Below are 17,343 nucleotides of genomic sequence, written 5' to 3'. Positions count from 1 at the left end.
GGCTCCCTTGACAGGCGGACGCTCCTTCGCGGGGCCATCGCCACCGCGGCGATGGGCTCGTTCGCGGTCGCGTGCAGCTCTCCCTCCAGCAAGGACAACGACAGCTCCGGGGGCCCGAAGGGCGAGAAGAGCGCCACGAACCCGTTCGGTGCCGCCGCGAACTCCACGGTCGAAGCGGCCATCTTCGACGGCGGCTACGGCACCGACTACGTCGACTACACCAACCAGGTGCTCGGCAGCCAGGTCAAGGGCCTCAAGGTCCAGGTCAAGCCGGTCGTCGACATCGCCCCCGAGCTCCAGCCCCGCTTCGTCGGGGGCAACCCGCCGGACCTGATCGACAACTCCGGTGAGGACCAGATCGGCTTCCTCGGCATCCTTGACCAGCTGGAGGAGCTCGACGACCTCTTCGAGGCCAACACCTACGAAGGCAAGAAGATCGCCGACATCGTCTACCCCGGCGTCAAGGTCCCCGGTACGTTCAGGGACAAGTTCGTCGCGCTCAACTACGTGATGACCGTGTACGGCGTCTGGTACTCGAAGACGCTCTTCGAGGAGAACAACTGGACCCCGCCGAAGACCTGGGACGAGGCGCTCGACCTCGGTCAGAAGGCGAAGAAGAAGGGCAAGTACCTCTTCGTCCACGGCAAGGAGGCGGCGACCTACTACCGCACGCTCCTGATCGACTCGGCGATCAAGGAGGGCGGCGACGAGGTCCGGCTCGGCCTGGAGAACCTGGAGAAGGGCTGCTGGTCGCACCCGGCCATCCAGGGCGTCATCAAGGTCATGGAGACCATGGTCAAGGAGAAGATGTTCGTGCCCGGTGGCTCCGGCACCCAGTTCCAGAAGGCGCAGGCGATCTGGAGCAACGACCAGAAGGCGCTGCTCTACCCGTCTGGTGGCTGGATCGAGAACGAGATGAAGAAGGCCACCAAGGCGGACTTCCAGATGACCGGATTCCCGTCGATGACGCTCACCGACAAGCCGGCGCTGCCCTACGAGTCGCTCCGCGCGGCCGCCGGCGAGCCGTTCATCGTGCCCAAGCAGGGCAAGAACCCGGCCGGCGGCAAGGAAGTGCTGCGGGCGATGCTGTCGGAGAAGGCGGCCGCCAACTTCTCCAAGACGAAGCTGGCCCCGACGATCGTCAAGGGCACCGTGCCCGCCGACGGTTACGGATCGACGGCCCTCGTCTCGCAGACGAAGATGCTGGAGGCCGCGGGCACCAACATCTTCAACTACATGTTCGTCGAGACCTACGGGCTGAACACCGACCAGCTGGTGCCGTGGAACTCGTTCCTCGCCGGCGACCTCGACGGCAAGGGGCTGACCGCGGCTCTGCAGAAGATCTCTGACAAGGTCCGGGAAGACGACTCCGTCGACAAGGTCAAGGTCAGCTAGCACCGCGATGAAAGACACGATCCCCACTGCCGAAACCGCGAGCAGCCGGCCCGAGCCGGCCGCTCGCGGCGGGCGGCCACGGCGCCGCAAGCTCACGTTCGACCGGGTGACGTTCTTCCTTGCTTTCCTCGGCGTCCCGCTGGCCATCTTCGTGATCTTCGTCCTGATCCCGTTCGGCCAGGCGATCTTCTGGGCGATGACCGACTGGCGCGGCTTCAGCCCGGACTACAACTTCGTCGGCTTCGACAACTTCACGAAGATGTTCCAGGACGACGTCTTCCTGAAGGCGTTGCGCAACGTCGCACTCCTCGCGGTCTTCGTGCCGCTGGTGACGCTGACGCTCGCCCTGGGGGTCGCCGTGGCCATCACCCTGGGCGGGCCCAGCAAGGGCCCCGTCCGAGGGATCCGGGGAGCGTCGTTCTACCGGATCATCTCGTTCTTCCCCTACGTCGTGCCGGCGATCATCGTCGGTCTGATCTGGGCGCAGATGTACGACCCGAACGCCGGCCTGCTCAACGGCGTCCTCACCGGCCTCGGCCTCGACCAGTTCGACACGTTCGCGTGGCTGGGCGAGAAGGCGACCGCGATGCCGGCCGTGATGTTCGTCATCATCTGGGGGCTCGTCGGGTTCTACGCGGTGCTCTTCATCGCCGCGATCAAAGGCGTTCCCGCCGAGCTGTACGAGGCGGCGAGGATCGACGGGGCCGGCCGGTTCCGCACCACCATTTCGATCACCCTGCCGGCGATCCGGGACAGCGTGCAGACGGCGTACATCTACCTGGGCATCGCCGCCCTCGACGCCTTCGTCTACGTCCAGGCGATGGTGCCGAACGGCGGCCCGGACAACTCGACCCTGACGATCAGCCAGCGTCTGTTCAACGTCGCTTTCGCCAAGCAGCAGTTCGGCTACGCCACCGCGATGGGCGTCGTCCTCGCCGTCGTCACCCTGGTGTTCGCGGCGCTGGTGTTCCTCGTCAACCGTCTCACGGGCGGCGGCGAGGGTGAGAGCAAGAGGAAAGCACCTGGGTCCAGGATTCGGCGTGCCGCAGCCAAGGGAGGTGCCCGGTGACCGCCATTGCCGCCGACCGGAAGCCGGCCAGTGCCCCGAAACCGGCGAGCGACCGGAAGCTGACGCGCATCGCCGCGAGCAGCGACCGCAGATTCGCGGCGATCTCGCACGCCCTGCTGATCCTGTGGTCCGTGATCGTGATCGTGCCCATGCTGTGGGTGCTGCTGTCGTCGTTCAAATCGACCAGCGAGATCCTTTCGTCGCCGTTCTCACTGCCGGATCACTGGCGGATCGAGAACTACGCGCACGCGTGGACCGACGCGAACATCGGAAGGTACTTCCTGAATTCCGTGATCGTCGTGGTCTCGGCACTGATCCTGGTGATGCTGCTCGGCGCGATGTGCGCCTACATTCTCGCCCGGTTCCAGTTCCCCGGCCGCCGGCTGATCTACTACGTGATGCTCGCCGGCCTGACTTTCCCGGTCTTCCTCGCGATCGTTCCGCTCTTCTTCCAGTTGCAGAACTTCGGGCTGCTGAACACGCGTCTCGGGCTGATCCTCACCTATGTCGCGTTCGCGCTGCCGTTCACGATGTTCTTCCTCTATTCGTTCTTCCGGTCGCTGCCGCACGACGTGTACGAGGCCGCGCTGATCGACGGTGCCGGGGACTGGCGGGCATTCTTCCAGGTGATGCTGCCGATGGCCCGTCCGGGCATGGCGGCGGTGGCGATCTTCAACTTCCTGGGCCTGTGGAACCAGTTCCTGCTGCCGGTGGCGCTCAACACCGACCAGGACAATTGGGTCCTCACCCAGGGCATGGCCGCCTACGCGTCCTCGCAGGTCTACGACATCGATTACGGCGCGCTGTTCGCAGCGATCGTGATCACGGTGGTGCCCGTACTGATCGTGTACTGCGTCTTCCAGCGGCGGATCGCCGGTTCGGTGTCACAGGGCACCTTCCGCTGACGCCCACCGCCGCCCGCACGCCGCTCCCCCCGCTGGGAGCGGCGTGCATGTATGTGTCCATGCACCCGGAAACCGTTCAACCTCTTGACGGGAGGCGACCCGAACGGCTCATCTTAGAGTTCACTTGTTGGATAGACGGGGCCTCACCGGAGCGGCCCCGCGCTCAGGAGGTCGTCGTGGAGACTCCAGGGTCGCAGTCGTCGCTGCACCGAGCCAACCTGGAGCGGGTCGTACGTGCCGTGCGTCTTGCCGGTTCCCTCACGCAGGCGGAGATCGCGCGGACCACCGGTCTGTCCGCGGCAACGGTCTCCAACATCGTGCGTGAGCTGAAGGACGGCGGAACGGTCCAGGTCACACCCACGTCAGCGGGCGGCCGCCGGGCCCGCAGCGTGTCCCTGAGCGGTGACGCCGGCATCGTGATCGGCGTCGACTTCGGGCACGCGCATCTGCGGGTCGCGATCGGGAACCTCGCCCACCAGGTGCTCGCCGAGGAGTCCGCGCCGCTGGACGTGGACGCCTCCTGGGTGCAGGGCTTCGACCGCGCGGAAGAGCTGGTCAACCGGCTGATCGCGGCCACCGGGGTGGACCGCTCCAAGATCGCCGGGGTGGGCCTGGGTGTGCCCGGCCCGATCGACGTGGAGTCCGGCACGCTCGGCTCCACGGCCATCCTGCCCGGCTGGGCCGGCATCAAGCCCGCCGAGGAGCTGCGGGGGCGGCTCGGCGTGCCGGTGCATGTGGACAACGACGCCAACCTCGGCGCGCTCGGCGAGCTGGTGTGGGGCAGCGGGCGCGGAGTGCGCGACCTGGCCTACATCAAGATCGCCAGCGGTGTGGGCGCCGGCCTGGTCATCAACGGGAAGATCTACCGAGGCCCCGGCGGCACAGCGGGCGAAATCGGACATATTACACTGGATGAATCCGGCCCGGTCTGCCGCTGCGGAAACCGTGGCTGTCTGGAGACCTTCACGTCCGCACGGTACGTCCTGCCGCTGCTCCAGCCCAGTCACGGCCTCGACCTGACCATGGAAGGCGTCGTACGGCTGGCGCGGGACGGTGACCCGGGCTGTCGTCGGGTGATCGCCGACGTCGGCCGCCACGTCGGCAGTGGAGTCGCCAATCTCTGCAATCTGCTCAACCCGAGCCGGGTGGTTCTCGGCGGTGATCTCGCGGAGGCCGGCGAGCTCGTGCTCGGCCCGATCAGGGAGTCCGTGGGGCGCTATGCCATCCCCAGTGCCGCGCGCCAACTGTCTATTCTTCCAGGGGCACTTGGCGGCCGCGCGGAGGTGCTCGGGGCGCTTGCCCTGGCGCTCAGCGAGATGGGCGATTCCACCCTTTTGGACGGGAACACGCCCGGCACTCTGCACGTGGCCGCTCCTGCCTTCACTTAGAGAACGGATGGCACCGTTGCCATCTCGTTAAGGATTTACTTCTTGACGTCGCACGTGTGGCCGAGTTGACTTCCAGCCACCTCGGCCGCAACGACGCGGCCTCGTCAGGGAGGTTTGAAGAAGTGAACACGCGTATGCGTCGTGCGGCCTTTGCCGTTGCTGCTGGTGCCATGGCCGTCTCGCTCGCCGCTTGCGGCAGCGCCAAGGAGTCCGGTGGCGACTCCGCGAAGTCGTCCTCCAGCAGCGAGAAGAAGGGCGACGACATCAAGGTCGGTCTGCTCCTGCCGGAGAACCAGACCGCCCGCTACGAGAAGCTCGACCGCCCGCTGATCGAGAAGAAGGTCGCGGAGCTGACCAACGGCAAGGGCAAGGTCGTCTACGCCAACGCCAAGCAGGACGCCACCCTGCAGAACCAGCAGGTCGACACCATGATCACCAACAAGGTGGACGTGCTGATCGTCGACGCCGTGGACGCCGCGGCCATCAAGAACTCGGTGCAGAAGGCGAAGGACGCCGGCATCCCGGTCGTCGCCTACGACCGGCTGGCGCAGGGCCCGATCGACGCCTACACCTCGTTCGACAACGTCTCCGTCGGCAAGGCCCAGGGCGAGGCGCTGCTCAAGGCGCTGGGCTCCAAGGCCAAGTCCGGCAAGATCGTCATGATGAACGGCTCGGCCACCGACCCGAACGCCAAGCAGTTCAAGGACGGCGCCCACTCGGTGCTGGACGGCAAGGTGAACATCGGCAAGGAGTACGACACCAAGGAGTGGAAGCCGGAGAACGCCAACGCCAACATGGAAGGCGCCATCTCCTCGATCGGCAAGAAGAACATCATCGGCGTCTACTCCGCCAACGACGGCATGGCCGGCGGTATCATCACCGCCCTCAAGGCCGCCGGTCTGAAGAACATCCCGGTCACCGGACAGGACGCCGAACTCGCGGGCGTCCAGCGCATCCTCGCCGGTGACCAGTACATGAGCGTCTACAAGCCCTACCCGCAGGAGGCCAACGTCGCCGCGGAGATGGCCGTCGACCTCGCCCAGGGCAAGTCCCTCGACTCGGTCGCCAAGGACAAGGTCGACAGCCCGACCGACAAGGCCATCCCGTCGGTCATCGTGCCGGTCGTCTCGCTGACCAAGGCGAACATCAAGGACACCGTCATCAAGGACGGCATCTACAAGATCAGCGAGATCTGCACGCCGCAGTACAAGGCGGCCTGCGCCGCGGCCGGCCTGCAGTAGGCGACGGCTCGACGCGCCTTCCCGCCCGGGGAGCCCACCTCGGACTCCCCGGCCACGGAAGACGCCCCAACGCTCCGCCGGTGCCCCGCGCACAGACAGCCCCGCAAGCTCGCCGGGGCGCCGGACGGAACACCCGCGGGTTGCTCCCAACCCACCCACCCAGCATTCCTGCACAACCTCCCGCCGGGTCAGGCGGCGAAGGAGATGGTTCACGTGTCCGCTACGCCCGTGCTGGCGTTGCGCGGGGTCTCCAAGCGGTTCGGTGCCGTCCAGGCGCTCACCGACGTAGAGCTTGAGGTCCACGCCGGTGAGGTGGTCGCCCTGGTCGGCGACAACGGCGCCGGAAAGTCCACGCTGGTCAAGACGATCGCCGGCGTGCACCCCATCGATGAGGGCGTCATCGAGTGGGACGGCAAGGCCGTCCAGGTCAACAAGCCGCACGACGCCCAGAACCTGGGCATCGCGACGGTGTACCAGGACCTCGCGCTGTGCGACAACATCGATGTCGTCGGCAACCTGTACCTGGGCCGGGAGATCCGCCGCCGCGGCGTCCTGGACGAGGTGGAGATGGAGCGGCGCTCGCGAGAGCTGCTGGACCAGCTCTCGATCCGCATCCCCAGCGTCCGCATCCCGATCGCCTCGCTCTCCGGCGGTCAGCGCCAGGTCGTGGCCATCGCCCGGTCCATGCTCGGCGAGCCCAAGCTGGTGATCCTCGACGAGCCCACCGCCGCCCTCGGCGTCGAGCAGACCGCCCAGGTGCTCGACCTGGTCGAGCGGCTGCGTGAGCGCGGCCACGCCGTGATCCTCATCAGCCACAACATGGCCGACGTCAAGGCCGTGGCGGACAAGGTGGCCGTCCTGCGTCTGGGACGCAACAACGGCGTCTTCGAGGTCAAGTCGACCTCGCAGGAAGAGATCATCTCCGCCATCACCGGCGCCACGGACAACGCCGTGACCCGTCGTGCGGCGCGCACCAATGGGGAGATCAAGAAGTGAGCATCGACAAGACCTCCACGCCCGCCGAGGACCACGTCGTGGAGAACCCCGAGGCGGCGGCCGGCGCCGCCACCGTCGTGGACCCCCGACTGCTGGTGCGCGAACAGGGTTTCGCGGGCTACATCACCGAGTTCAAGCGCAAGATGAAGGCCGGTGACCTGGGCTCCATCCCGGTCGTCGTCGGCCTGGCAATCATCTGGATCATCTTTCAGAGCCTGAACTCCAACTTCCTCACCGCGGGCAACCTCTCCGACATCTCCGTCGCCATGGTCGGCACGGGCATGATCGCCGTCGGTATCGTGTTCGTCCTGCTGCTGGGCGAGATCGACCTGTCGGTCGGTTCGCTCTCCGGTGTCGCGGGCGCCACCTTCGCGGTGCTGAACATCACCCATGGCATGAACGAGGTGCTGGCCCTCGTGCTGGCCATCCTCACCGGAACGGTCGCCGGTGCCATCCAGGGCTTCTTCTTCGCGAAGATCGGTGTGCCGGCGTTCGCCGTCACCCTGGCCGGCCTGCTGTTCTGGAACGGCTTCATGCTCAAGATCCTGGGCGACAACGGCACGATCAACCTCAACAGCGACGGCCTGGTCGCCAAGCTGACCAGCTACTACTTCTCCGACGTGGCCGCCGCCTACGGGCTCGCCGTCGCGGTGACCGTGCTGTACTTCCTCAGCGCCTTCTTCGGCAACAAGCGCCGCGAGGCCGCCGGTGTGCCGTCCAAGCCGTTGAGCGAGACCCTGCTGCGCACCGCGCTGCTGGGCATCGTCTCCTTCGCCGCGGCGATCGTCTTCAACCAGTACAAGGGCCTGCCGCTGGCCGTGCTGGTCTTCGTCGCGATGCTGTTCCTCACCGACTTCGTGCTGCGCCGCACCCCCTACGGCCGCAAGGTCTTCGCGCTCGGCGGCAGCGTCGAGGCCTCCCGCCGTGCCGGTATCAACGTGGAAATGGTCCGGATCTCGGTCTTCGCGATCTCCGGCACCTTCGCGGCCATAGGCGGTCTGTTCATCGCCTCCAAGATCGCCTCCGCCAACCAGGGCGCCGGCGGCGGTGACCTGCTGATGAACGCGATCGCGGCGGCCGTGATCGGCGGTACGTCCCTCTTCGGTGGCCGTGGCCGCACCTGGAACGCGCTCCTGGGCGTGCTGGTGATCGTCTCGATCCAGTACGGCCTGGCGCTGGAGGGCATCGCCTCCCCGGTCCAGTACATGATCACCGGTGGTGTCCTGCTGGCGACCGTCGTCATCGACGCGGTCACCCGCAAGACGCAGAAGACGGCCGGCCGCGCCTGACGGCGGTCGGCAGGCCGACCGGCCGACCGGTCCCGGGACCCGTGAGGGTGCTGTGACCGCGTGACCGGCAGACCACAGGGCCGTGCCCGGCACCGACACAGGTGCCGGGCACAGCCGTGTCCAGGGGGCGCGACCGGCACCTCGGCGGCCGCCGCGGCGCGTCCCCCGGGGGTGGGCCCGCGTTTTCCGGCCGCCACGGCCACGCGCACCGGAGCCGGTTTCGGTGGGGTACAGCCGTTCGGGCTACGACCCACCGCCCGCGCACCGGCCGCTCGGGCGGAACATTAGACTCGTCGAGCCCGGCGAAAGCTCGATCAGCTCTACTGCAAGGAGGCACGGGTGCCGCTGCTGACCCGCATCAGGGGACCGCGCGATCTGGACCGGCTCAGCCTGGAGGAGCTGGATCAGCTGGCAGAGGAGATCCGGACCTTTCTCGTCGACGCGGTCTCCAAGACCGGCGGACACCTCGGTCCCAACCTCGGTGTGGTGGAGCTGACCATCGCCCTGCACCGCGTCTTCCACTCGCCCAAGGACAAGGTGCTGTGGGACACGGGCCACCAGTCCTACGTGCACAAGTTGCTCACCGGCCGGCAGGACTTCTCGAAGCTCAAGATGAAGGGCGGCCTGTCCGGCTACCCCTCCCAGGCCGAGTCCGAGCACGACGTGATCGAGAACAGCCACGCCTCGACCGTCCTCGGCTGGGCCGACGGCATCGCCAAGGCCAACCAGATCCTCGAGCGCGACAGCCACGTCGTCGCGGTCATCGGCGACGGCGCGCTGACCGGCGGCATGGCCTGGGAGGCGCTGAACAACATCGCCGACGCCAAGGACCGCCCGCTCGTCATCGTCGTCAACGACAACGAGCGCTCCTACGCGCCCACCATCGGCGGCCTGGCCAACCACCTCGCCACCCTGCGCACCACCGACGGCTACGAGCGCTTCCTCGCCCGCACGAAGGAGCTCCTGGAGCGCACCCCGGTCGTCGGACGGCCCCTGTACGAGACGCTGCACGGCGCGAAGAAGGGGTTCAAGGACTTCATCGCCCCGCAGGGCATGTTCGAGGACCTCGGCCTGAAGTACGTCGGCCCGATCGACGGCCACGACATCGAGGCTCTGGAGTCCGCGCTGACCCGCGCCAAGCGCTTCGGCGGCCCCGTGATCGTGCACTGCCTCACCGAGAAGGGCCGCGGCTACCAGCCCGCCCTCCAGGACGAGGCCGACCGCTTCCACGCCGTCGGCAAGATCCACCCCGACACGGGCCTGCCCATCGCCACCTCGGGCGCCGACTGGACGAGCGTCTTCGGCGAGGAGATGGTCAAGCTCGGCAAGGAGCGCCGGGACATCGTGGCCATCACGGCCGCCATGCTCCAGCCGGTGGGGCTGGACAGGTTCGCCAAGGCCTTCCCCGACCGGGTCTACGACGTCGGCATCGCCGAGCAGCACGCCGCCGTCTCCGCGGCCGGCCTCGCCCACGCCGGTGTGCACCCGGTCTTCGCCGTCTACGCCACCTTCCTCAACCGCGCCTTCGACCAGGTGCTGATGGACGTGGCCCTGCACAAGTGCGGCGTCACCTTCGTCCTGGACCGGGCCGGCATCACCGGCACCGACGGCGCCTCCCACAACGGCATGTGGGACATGTCCATCCTCCAGGTCGTCCCGGGCCTGCGCCTGGCCGCGCCCCGCGACGCCGACCAGGTCCGCGCCCAGCTGCGCGAGGCCGTAGAGGTGAAGGACGCCCCGACCGTCGTGCGTTTCTCCAAGGGCGCCGTCGGCCCCGCCGTACCCGCCGTGGGCCGTGTCGGCGGCATGGACGTGCTGCGCGAGCCGGGCACCGGCACCCCGGACGTCCTGCTGGTCTCCGTCGGGGCGCTCGCCCCCATGTGCCTGGAGATCGCGACACTCCTGGACAAACAGGGCATCTCCACCACCGTGGTCGACCCGCGCTGGGTCAAGCCCGTCGACGAGGCCATGGCCCCGCTCGCCGAACGGCACCGCGTGGTCGTCACCGTCGAGGACAACTCCCGCGTCGGCGGGGTCGGCTCCACGATCGCCCAGGCGCTGCGCGACGCGGGCGTCGACGTGCCGCTGCGCGACTTCGGCATCCCGCCCCGTTTCCTCGACCACGCCTCGCGCGCCGAGGTCATGGCGGAGATCGGGCTGACCGCGCCCGACATCGCCCGTCAGGTCACCGGCCTGGTCTCCCGGCTCGACGGCCGGTTCGAGCGGACGGCCGCCGAGGTCGACTCGGCGGTGCAGCCGGCCCGCGACTAGGCGGGAGGGCCGGACGGCCGTCAGGCCCTCCGGACCGAGCACGGAGCGCCGTCCCGGCCGGGCACGGACCATGGTCCTGACCGGGCACGGACCACGGTCCTGACCGGGCACGGACCTCGGTGTGGGCCGGCATCCGACCCATCCCGGAACGGGCCGGTTCCGTCACCTCCTACGGGTGGCGGAACCGGCCCTGCTGCGTGAACCTGCCTGTGCCGGGGCATACGCATCCCCAGCCCTCTCGATCATGTCGAGCCATGTCGAGGCGACAAGCGTGGGAGGTAGGCCCGTGAGCAACACGCTGTTCCGGACGAAGAACGTCGAACAGTCGATCAAGGACACCGAGGAACCCGAGCACGCGCTGCGTAAATCCCTGTCCGCCCTCGACCTGACGGTGTTCGGCGTCGGCGTGATCATCGGCACCGGCATCTTCGTCCTCACCGGCACGGCCGCCAAGGACACCGCGGGGCCCGCCGTCTCCGTGTCGTTCGTCATCGCCGGTGCGGTCTGCGCCCTCGCCGCCCTCTGCTACGCCGAGTTCGCCTCTACGGTTCCCGTCGCCGGATCGGCGTACACCTTCTCCTACGCCTCACTGGGGGAGTTCCCCGCCTGGATCATCGGCTGGGACCTGGTGCTGGAGCTCGCGCTCGGCACGGCGGTGGTCGCCGTCGGCTGGTCCGGCTACATCCACTCACTGCTCGACAACGCGGGCTGGCACCTGCCGGAGGTGATCAGCGGCCGGGACGCCGCCACCGGCTTCGGCTTCGACATCCTCGCCGCCCTGCTCGTCCTGGTCCTCACCGCCATCCTCGTCCTCGGCATGAAACTCTCCGCCCGGGTCACCTCGGTGGTCGTCGCCGTCAAGGTGGCGGTCGTCCTCATCGTCATCGTCGCCGGCGCCTTCTTCATCAAGGGCGCCAACTACGACCCGTTCATCCCCAAGGAGCAGCCGGTCGCCGCGGGCGGCAACCTCCAGGCACCGCTCATCCAACTGATGTTCGGCTGGGCGCCGTCCGACTTCGGCGTCATGGGCATCTTCACCGCCGCGTCCGTCGTCTTCTTCGCCTTCATCGGCTTCGACGTCGTGGCCACCGCCGCCGAGGAGACCCGTCATCCGCAGCGGGACGTGCCGCGCGGCATCCTCGGCTCGCTCGTCATCTGCACGGCCCTGTACGTCGCCGTGTCGATCGTGGTGACCGGCATGCAGAAGTACAGCTCGCTGTCCGTGGACGCCCCACTCGCGGACGCCTTCAAGTCCACCGGGCACCCCTGGTTCGCGGGCCTGATCAGCTTCGGCGCCGCCGTCGGCCTCACCACGGTGTGCATGATCCTGCTCCTGGGCCAGGCCCGCGTCTTCTTCGCGATGAGTCGGGACGGCCTGCTGCCCCGCTTCTTCTCCCACACCCACCCGCGCTTCCGCACCCCCTACCGCCCGACGATCCTGCTCGGCGTGGTCATCGCCGTCGTCGCCGGCTTCACCAGCCTGAGCATCCTGGCCGAGCTGGTGAACATCGGCACGCTGTTCGCGTTCGTCGTCGTGGCGCTCAGCGTGATCATCCTCCGCAGGACCCGGCCCGACCTGCCCCGCGCCTTCCGCACGCCCTGGGTGCCGTTCCTCCCGATCCTCTCGGTCTGCGCCTCCCTGTGGCTGATGCTGAACCTGCCCGCCGAGACCTGGGTGCGGTTCGCCATCTGGATGGCGGCAGGCTTCGTCGTCTACTTCCTCTACGGCCGCACCCACAGCCGCCTGGCCCGCGGCGACCAGTCCGCCACCTCCAGGACCCCGGGCACCGGCGCCCCCTGACCGCGAGGCCGGGCCCAGGCCCGGCGGCGGCACGCCGGCCGCGCACCGCCCGCGGTCCGGCAGCGGCGCGCGCTATCCGCGCACCGTCCGCGGCCCGGTGACCTCGGCACCCAACTCGCCGACCCGCCGCCGCAGTTCCCGGTCGGCCGTGACGACGAGGGCGGGCCGCGGGCCAGCCTGCTCGACCAGCTCGACGATCCGGTCGTCGCCGCTGCCCACCGCCGACTCCACCCGTACACCGGGCACGGATTCGACCCCGCGGGCCCCGCCCTCGACGACGAGCAGGATCTCCACGGGTCCCGGACGGCCGGGCAGCCCCTCGGCGGCCATCCGGTCCCGCAGCCGCTCGGTCGCCCCCTTCCGGTCCCGCCACCACCCGTCGGGGACCGACCCGACCACGTTCGCGGCGTCGACGATCACGAGCAGGGCAGAAGTGTCGTCCATGCGATCAGGGTGGCACGGCGCCCCGAGTGCCGGTACGGCCAGGTCGGACGACCGGCGTGACCGGGGGCCGGGCCTGGAACGATGACGCGTCCGGCTTAGAGTGAGGGCGTGAACGGCGACTGGCTTCTGCGCGGCCGCGACGGTCGGCTCAGCGTGTACTTCCCCTCCGGCGACGCCACCCTCTGCCGGGCCGAACAGTGGCCCGGCGGCCCGTGGGACGCACCCCGCCGGGTCGGCGGTGAACCAAGGCCGCACCCGGACTGCGCGGTCGGACAGGGTGCCGACGCCTACGCCCATCTCGTCTCCTGGCGGCCCACCGCCGACGGGACGTCGACCCTGGTCCACACGACCCACTTCCGGCCTCGGCTCGCCGCCCTGGACTGGCACCCGATCGGGCACCCGAACCGGACGGGCGGGCGCACCGGCACACCGGCGGTGGCGGTCGACGCGGACGGGCGCGCCCACGTCTTCGTCCGCAACGGGGGCAGCGGCGTCAGCATGCGGGCCCAGCAGACCACGGGCGGCTGGGAACCCTGGCGGGACCTGAAGGGCCATCGCGTCCACGAGGACGGTCTGGCCGCGGTCACCGGCGAGTCCGGCCTGGTCGAGCTGTACGCGGCCGTGCCCGACGGCGTTCAGCACTGGCGTCAGGAGAAGCCGGGCGGCGCACCGGCCCGCACGGAGAAGCTGCCGACCCCGGTCCGCCCGGGCACCCTTTGCGCCCTGGCCACCTCGCCCGGCAGCACCACCCTGTTCTACGTGGACGACTCCGGCGACCTGTGCGCGTGGCGCCCGGGCGGCAAGCCGATCGCCCTGCTCCCCGCCGCGGGCCCCGGCCCGGTCGCCGCCCTCCGTTGCGTGCTCGACGGCCACGACTGCACGCTGCTGGCGCAGCGTTCGGCGGCCGGACACGTGGCCTTCGCCGCCTATCCCACGGAGGACGAGACGGCGGGTGCCTGGTGGACCGAGTCGGGCCCCGTCCTCGCCGCGGACGCCCTGGTCGGCGTGACCACGGACACCGACGGCCGCGTCGCCGCGGCGACGTTGTCCCCGTCCACCGGACGCCTCCTGCTCACCCACCGCACGGACGAGCCGGGGCTGGCGCTGGAGGCGTGGCGGGAGGTGTGAGGTCAGGAGCCGCCGTGCGCCGGTGACTTCTTCGCGGACTCGGGGATCGGGGAGTCGCTGCGGATCGCTTTCCACAACTGCGAGGCCTGCGGCTCCGCCGCCACCACGCGATTGGGGTCGACCTTGTCGTACGCCACCGGGAGCATGATCGTCTCCATCGTGGAGGGATCGACGCCGTTGAGGCTGCGTCCGAAGTCCGCGAGCTTGGTGAGCGAGGCGAGGTCGGAGTCGGTGGTGAGGGCCGAGGTGAGCTTGTCGGCGATCTTGTAGCTCTTGGTGGGGCTGCCCAGCAGGTCCTGCTTCTTGATCTCGCTGAGCAGGTCCAGCATGAACTGCTGCTGCAGGCTGATGCGGCCCAGGTCGCTGCCGTCGCCGACGCCGTGCCGGGTGCGCACGAACTGCAGCGCCTGCGTGCCGTTCAGCCGGTGCGGGCCCTTGGTCATGTTCAGTCCGCTGGACTTGTCGTGTATGTCCTGCGGGACGTTGACGGTCACCCCGCCGATCGCGTCCACCAGCCCCTTGAAGCCGGCGAAGTCTATCTCCACGTAGTGGTCCATCCGGACCCCGGATATCTTCTCCACCGTCTTCACGACACAGGCCGGACCGACCTGTGAGTAGATGGAGTTGAACATCACACGCTTCGCCGAGGGCACCGTCGTGCCGTCGGACTTGGTGCACTCCGGCCGGGTGACCAGGGTGTCCCGCGGGATACTGACGGCGACGGCCTTGGTGCGGCCCTCGGGGATGTGCATGACCAGCGCGGTGTCGGACCGGGCGCCGGAGACATGACCGGCGTCGAGCGCCGCATTGGCGCCGGCACGTGAGTCGGAGCCCAGGATCAGGATGTTCTGACCGGAGGTGGGCAGCTTCTCGGGGCGGTCGTCACCGATGGCCTTGTCGATGTCGACGCCCTTGATGTTGCCGTCGAGGTCGCTGTAGAGCCAGTACGCGGTGCCGCCGGCGGCCAGGACGAGCACGCCCAGGGCGATCAGGATGTTCCGACCGGTGTGACGCTTGCCGGTGCGGCCCTTACGGTCCTTGCCACGTCGCCTGTTGGGCGCGTCCGAATCGCTGCGCTGGGGCGTCGAGACATGGCTCATGTCTGTGGAGTCCTCGTGAGGTCATGGCCCGCAGGGGGCGCTGCTTGTGGCGGTCAAGGACTCGGGTGGGGGGAGGAGGGCCGGTCCGCGTCATGCCAGGCGATCGCGCCACTATAGACAGATGGTGCGTCGATCATGCTCATAATGTGACTCATTTGTAAACGGTGGGCGAAGAATTAGGATGCGCGCATGACATGGCTGATCACGGGCGGAGCAGGTTTCATCGGAGCGCATGTCGTCCGCGCAATGCTGGCGGCGGGCGAATACGTCGCGGTGTACGACGATTTGTCCACCGGTGACCGCAAGCGCGTTCCCGACGAGGTGCCCTTCGTCGAGGGGTCGGTCCTGGACGGCGAGTTGCTCCGGACCACCCTGGCCGAGTTGCGGGTCTCGGGCATCGTCCACCTCGCCGCGAAGAAGCAGGTGGGGGAGTCGGTGGAACGCCCCTTGCACTACTACCGGGAGAACGTGCAGGGCCTGCAGACTCTGCTGGGGGCCGCGGCCGACACGGGCGTGCGACGCTTCCTCTTCTCGTCCTCGGCCGCCGTCTACGGTATGCCCGATGTCGACCTTGTGACCGAAGACACACCCTGTGTTCCTGTGAATCCGTACGGCGAGACCAAGTTGGCAGGGGAGTGGCTGGTGCGTGCGGCCGGCCGGGCGCACGGCATCACCACCGCCTGTCTGCGCTATTTCAATGTCGCCGGGGCCGCCGACGACGATCTCGCGGACACAGGGGTGTTCAATCTTGTGCCGATGGTCTTTGAGAAGCTCACCGAGGGCAGCGCTCCGGTCGTCTTCGGTGACGACTACGACACCGAAGACGGCACCTGCGTCCGCGACTTCATCCATGTCGAGGACATCGCGTCGGCGCATCTGGCGGCCGCCCGCGCCCTGGCCGAGCGGGAGCCGGGCAGTGACCTGACTGTCAATATCGGTCGCGGTGAGGGCGTTTCCGTGCATGAGATGATCGCCCTGATCGGTGAGGTGACCGGTTACGGTGCCGCGGCGACGCCGGTGTCGGCGCCGCGCCGTGCGGGTGACCCGGCACGGGTGGTCGCGTCCGCCGAACGCATCCGCGCGGATCTCGGCTGGACGGCCCGGTACGACGCGCGCGCGATGGTGCAGTCCGCGTGGACCGGTTGGTGTGCGCGTACGCCGTCGGCGCGGCGGGTGGCGGAGATTTCGGACTGATGGCGAGACCCAGGTCCGCCGCGCGTGGACGCGCGGGAGCGGTGAGCGAGGGGACTGGCGGCGAAAGCGCCGCCGAGGACGTCCTGGACGGGCGGTGGCTGCTGCTCGGCAAGGACATGCGTCTGACCGCCTACGCCAGGGCCGAGGGCGGCTTGGTGCGGTGGACGGAGTGCCGTCCGGGCGGCCCGGACTGGCGGGGGCCGGAGTTCATTGCCGCGCCTGGAGTCGACGCCATTTCCCTTGCCCAAGGCGCCAATGGGTACGTGCACTTCTTCGGCCGACGTGCTGGAGGCGGGGGTCGTGGCTCGGCTCTGGAGATCGTGCATGCGATCCAGTACCAGACGGGTCGGCCGCTCACCGAGTGGACGAGCGTCGGCAATCCGTACAAGGACCCTGGGCAAGCCGCACTCGTCGGCGCCCCAGTGGGGGCCGTGACTGCTTCCGGGACGGTGCACGTCTTCGTGCGCAACGCGGGCGGAGGTGTGATGATGAGGCGCGAGGGAGACCGCGGCGCCTGGCTTCCCTGGCGCGACATCCGCGGCAACAAGGCCAAGGACGGACTCGCGGCCACGGCACTCGGCTCGGGACGGATCGAGTTGCTCGCTCCTGGGGACGGTCCGGCCATGCACTGGTGCCAGACTCAGAGCGACGGCGACATGGAGAGAAGGCCGAACATTCACATCGCGCCGGCGCGGAACAGTGTCGTCGCTGTGGAGACCGGGCCGGACCGGGTCACGTTCTTCTGGACCGATCTGGTCACGGGAACTGTCCACGCGCATCGGCCCGGTGGCTGGGTGATCCCCATGGGAGCGAGTCCGGCGGAAGGACGCCCAGCAGCCCTGCGAGCAGTCATCGACGGGTACGACTGCACGGTGCTGGCACACCGCGCCACGGACGGAGACGTGATGGTGGCGGCCTGCGCCACGGAGAACGAGCAGGCGGGGGTGTGGTGGTCCCCGACAGGGGAGAGCAGCGCGCACCAGCCTGCACTGGCCCACGACGGCCAAGGTCGGCTGGTGCTGGCCGTCATCGGGGCCCGGGGCGAGTTGAGAATCGCGCGGCAAGGTGTCGGACCAGGACTCGTCCTCGAGCCGACGCACGCTGTCTGAGAGTTCCACCACG

General features: G+C 68.8%; 14 protein-coding genes. 12 read left to right on the top strand and 2 right to left on the bottom strand.

Annotation, left to right across the window (positions count from 1 at the left end):
• Positions 1-51 precede the first annotated feature (51 nt).
• The 9 genes from ngcE to ACWDUZ_RS20960 all read left to right on the top strand — a co-directional run bounded on the left by ngcE (position 52) and on the right by ACWDUZ_RS20960 (position 12,355).
• Complete coding sequence (gene ngcE / locus ACWDUZ_RS21000) at positions 52-1,395, top strand: N-acetylglucosamine/diacetylchitobiose ABC transporter substrate-binding protein (protein ID WP_451633367.1); 1,344 nt, start codon at positions 52-54, stop codon at positions 1,393-1,395.
• Between the two features lie 7 nt (positions 1,396-1,402).
• A complete protein-coding gene (locus ACWDUZ_RS20995; RefSeq protein ID WP_451633292.1) occupies positions 1,403-2,464 on the top strand; it encodes a carbohydrate ABC transporter permease in 1,062 nt (353 codons plus the stop codon).
• The gene (locus ACWDUZ_RS20990; protein WP_451633291.1) at positions 2,461-3,369 is read left to right on the top strand and encodes a carbohydrate ABC transporter permease; all 909 of its coding nucleotides are present in this window, start codon (positions 2,461-2,463) and stop codon (positions 3,367-3,369) included. Before ACWDUZ_RS20995 ends, ACWDUZ_RS20990 begins: the two co-directional genes overlap by 4 nt.
• A gap of 176 nt (positions 3,370-3,545) precedes the next feature.
• Positions 3,546-4,757 carry an ROK family transcriptional regulator gene (locus ACWDUZ_RS20985; RefSeq protein WP_451633290.1) on the top strand — a complete coding sequence of 404 codons (1,212 nt, stop codon included), beginning with the start codon at positions 3,546-3,548 and terminating at the stop codon, positions 4,755-4,757.
• A 134-nt stretch (positions 4,758-4,891) separates the two neighbouring features.
• A complete protein-coding gene (locus ACWDUZ_RS20980; RefSeq protein ID WP_451633366.1) occupies positions 4,892-5,998 on the top strand; it encodes a sugar ABC transporter substrate-binding protein in 1,107 nt (368 codons plus the stop codon).
• Positions 5,999-6,202: 204 nt separating this feature from the next.
• On the top strand, positions 6,203-6,994 hold the full coding sequence (locus ACWDUZ_RS20975; RefSeq protein ID WP_451633289.1) for an ATP-binding cassette domain-containing protein: 792 nt from the start codon (positions 6,203-6,205) through the stop codon (positions 6,992-6,994).
• Positions 6,991-8,283: a sugar ABC transporter permease gene (locus ACWDUZ_RS20970; RefSeq protein ID WP_451633288.1), complete on the top strand. Its 1,293-nt coding sequence runs from the start codon at positions 6,991-6,993 to the stop codon at positions 8,281-8,283. Before ACWDUZ_RS20975 ends, ACWDUZ_RS20970 begins: the two co-directional genes overlap by 4 nt.
• Positions 8,284-8,622: 339 nt before the next feature.
• Positions 8,623-10,554 (top strand): 1-deoxy-D-xylulose-5-phosphate synthase, encoded by a 1,932-nt coding sequence (gene dxs, locus ACWDUZ_RS20965; protein WP_451633287.1) that lies wholly within the window; start codon positions 8,623-8,625, stop codon positions 10,552-10,554.
• A 286-nt stretch (positions 10,555-10,840) separates the two neighbouring features.
• Positions 10,841-12,355 (top strand): amino acid permease, encoded by a 1,515-nt coding sequence (locus tag ACWDUZ_RS20960; RefSeq protein ID WP_451633286.1) that lies wholly within the window; start codon positions 10,841-10,843, stop codon positions 12,353-12,355.
• Positions 12,356-12,427: 72 nt separating this feature from the next.
• On the opposite strand, the gene ACWDUZ_RS20955 is transcribed toward ACWDUZ_RS20960, so the two are convergent.
• Positions 12,428-12,799 carry an NTP pyrophosphohydrolase gene (locus ACWDUZ_RS20955; protein WP_451633285.1) on the bottom strand — a complete coding sequence of 124 codons (372 nt, stop codon included), beginning with the start codon at positions 12,797-12,799 and terminating at the stop codon, positions 12,428-12,430.
• Positions 12,800-12,907: 108 nt separating this feature from the next.
• Here ACWDUZ_RS20955 and ACWDUZ_RS20950 point away from each other — a divergent pair, with 108 nt between their 5' ends.
• Entirely contained in the window at positions 12,908-13,927 is a 1,020-nt protein-coding gene (locus ACWDUZ_RS20950; RefSeq protein ID WP_451633284.1) for a hypothetical protein, read from the top strand.
• A 2-nt stretch (positions 13,928-13,929) separates the two neighbouring features.
• Here ACWDUZ_RS20950 and ACWDUZ_RS20945 read toward each other — a convergent pair whose 3' ends face one another.
• Positions 13,930-15,027, bottom strand: a complete 1,098-nt coding sequence (locus tag ACWDUZ_RS20945; RefSeq protein ID WP_451633283.1) for an LCP family protein — start codon at positions 15,025-15,027, stop codon at positions 13,930-13,932.
• Between the two features lie 189 nt (positions 15,028-15,216).
• Between ACWDUZ_RS20945 and galE the strand changes: the two genes are divergently transcribed.
• Both galE and ACWDUZ_RS20935 read left to right on the top strand, forming a co-directional pair.
• The gene (galE, locus tag ACWDUZ_RS20940) at positions 15,217-16,221 is read left to right on the top strand and encodes a UDP-glucose 4-epimerase GalE (protein WP_451633282.1); all 1,005 of its coding nucleotides are present in this window, start codon (positions 15,217-15,219) and stop codon (positions 16,219-16,221) included.
• Positions 16,221-17,330: a hypothetical protein gene (locus tag ACWDUZ_RS20935; protein WP_451633281.1), complete on the top strand. Its 1,110-nt coding sequence runs from the start codon at positions 16,221-16,223 to the stop codon at positions 17,328-17,330. The genes galE and ACWDUZ_RS20935 overlap by 1 nt, the downstream gene beginning before the upstream one ends.
• Positions 17,331-17,343 lie beyond the last annotated feature (13 nt).

The sequence above is a fragment of the Streptomyces sp. NPDC003393 genome (assembly GCF_053589015.1).
Note: the sequence above shows the minus strand (reverse complement) of the source record. Positions and strands in the feature narration are given on the sequence as shown.